Origin of the sequence: Salegentibacter echinorum (assembly GCF_900129445.1) — a bacterium.
GTDB lineage: Bacteria > Bacteroidota > Bacteroidia > Flavobacteriales > Flavobacteriaceae > Salegentibacter > Salegentibacter echinorum.
The window spans coordinates 1-1699 of sequence record NZ_FQVT01000035.1; the positions used below are offsets into that span (position 1 = coordinate 1).

General features: G+C 37.8%; 2 protein-coding genes. Both read right to left on the reverse strand.

All coding sequences use genetic code 11. The features are described 5' to 3' along the window. Positions 1 to 707 (reverse strand): DUF4138 domain-containing protein (locus BUA71_RS17350; RefSeq protein ID WP_072882049.1); only part of this gene is annotated, 707 nt, incomplete at its 3' end. A gap of 22 nt (positions 708 to 729) precedes the next feature. Further along, the gene (gene traM, locus BUA71_RS17355) at positions 730 to 1659 is read right to left on the reverse strand and encodes a conjugative transposon protein TraM (protein ID WP_072882051.1); all 930 of its coding nucleotides are present in this window, start codon (positions 1657 to 1659) and stop codon (positions 730 to 732) included. Positions 1660 to 1699: the final 40 nt, after the last annotated feature.

The window sequence follows — 1699 nt, forward strand, 5'->3', positions numbered from 1 at the left end:
TTTACAGTCTGTTTCGCCGGAATTTTAGTAGGCATGTTATATTTAAATATCGGGTTCATCCCTATTTCTTGCAACGATTTCCTTTTTCCTTTTTGTCTTGTCGCCACAGAAAATTTCAGAAAATTCACATCGTAATCCAGGGTTGATTTATTTTCTATTTGGATTACAAAGTAGAGTTCACTCTTATCGAAAACAATATTATCCACACGCAGAACAATTTTTTGTTTTCTTTTTTTAATACGACCAATTTGTTCTTTTCTGTTTAATAAAAAAGCAGCGAATCTTTCAAATTTAGCTTCTCTCTCCCCTACCTCGCTTTGTTGAGTTTTGGCTTTGACAGTTGCTTTAATTGGTTTTTCATTCCCAATACTATTGTTTTGATCAATAAAATAATTGAGTCGCTTGAGCTTTTTCTTATACTGAACAATATACGAAAAAATGACACCGGTATTACTGATAATCAAAAGATTACTTGCTTTTCCGGGTTTAGCCTGGAGCAATCCAAAATGCTGTGCCGTATCGCGATTATAAGTGAATACAAAATTATCCGATCCTGTAACACCCTGCCGAATGGGTTCGGGAAAAAACAGTGCTACGTTCTTTTGATCGTTGGCATAAATAGTGTCCAGTACGTTGGTTGTTTGGGCACTTAGCATTGAGAAAGAAGAAAGCCAAACAAGAGCTGAAATAAAAATATACTTTTTCATAAGATTGGTTTTTTAATGTCTTTTACGGTTTTTTCAAGATGAGTTTGTAATTGTTGAGCACGGTAACCTTTATATTCCGGTTTTTACGCTTTAATACTTTAGTAATTCCGCTTACCTGCGGCACACTGGGGATATTGATATCCCCAATAATATCATCCAGAACTTCACTGGTAGCTTCGGCCCTAAAATTGTTCTCTACATAGATTCCCTCACTCCCATCCTGCATATCAAAAGCTTTCAAGCTGACTTGTTGATGTTGGATATTCTCGATATCAATGAGGACGCGATTCGGTTTAAAGCTGATAAATCCGAATATCGGGGTATTCTTCGGTATGAGACTATCGTTTACCCTGACTGTTTCAATTAGTCGCATTCGTAGTCTACTATTTTTCTTAATGGCTTGATCGCCATCTACCACAGCGTAGATTACGGAATCACTATTTCCAGAGATAGCTGCTATATTTTCTTTCGGAGCCGAGGCAAAAAACAACTGGTGCTCCAGCCCCATTTCCTTAAGCGCAATTTTCTGTTTTGCTTTTACGGCTGCTGAATCTATGGTGGCCACAATAGGCTTGGGAGAAATTTTATTAATGCCAGGATCCGGTAGGGATTTTTCGGAATATTTTATACGTCCGGCGGCATAGATGCTATCTACGACGCGCTCCTTTTCTTTTTCAGCTAAATCTGCATCATAGTATCCTAAAGAATCTAGGAGTTTTTCATCATAGATGCTCGGGGCATTGGTTTCACGCACCTCTTTTAGATCGTTGATCGCATCCAATTTAGAGTCGTATTCTTTTTGATCCTCCTCAAGTTCGGGAACCGAGGTTTCCTTTAGGTTATTGGTAGCATCCTTGTCATCGCCAAATATTGTCACCGTATAGGAAATAAGGAACAATACGATTACGGCCAGGACAGCGCCAAATACTATTTTATTTTTTTCTATTTTCATCGGTTAATTTTTTAAGGGTGTTTTCGAAATAGTCGGTAAT

Bases quoted from the DNA above. Each gene is read 5' to 3' on its own strand.
- traM (WP_072882051.1), bottom strand. From the start codon at position 1,659: ATGAAAATAGAAAAAAATAAAATAGTATTTGGCGCTGTCCTGGCCGTA.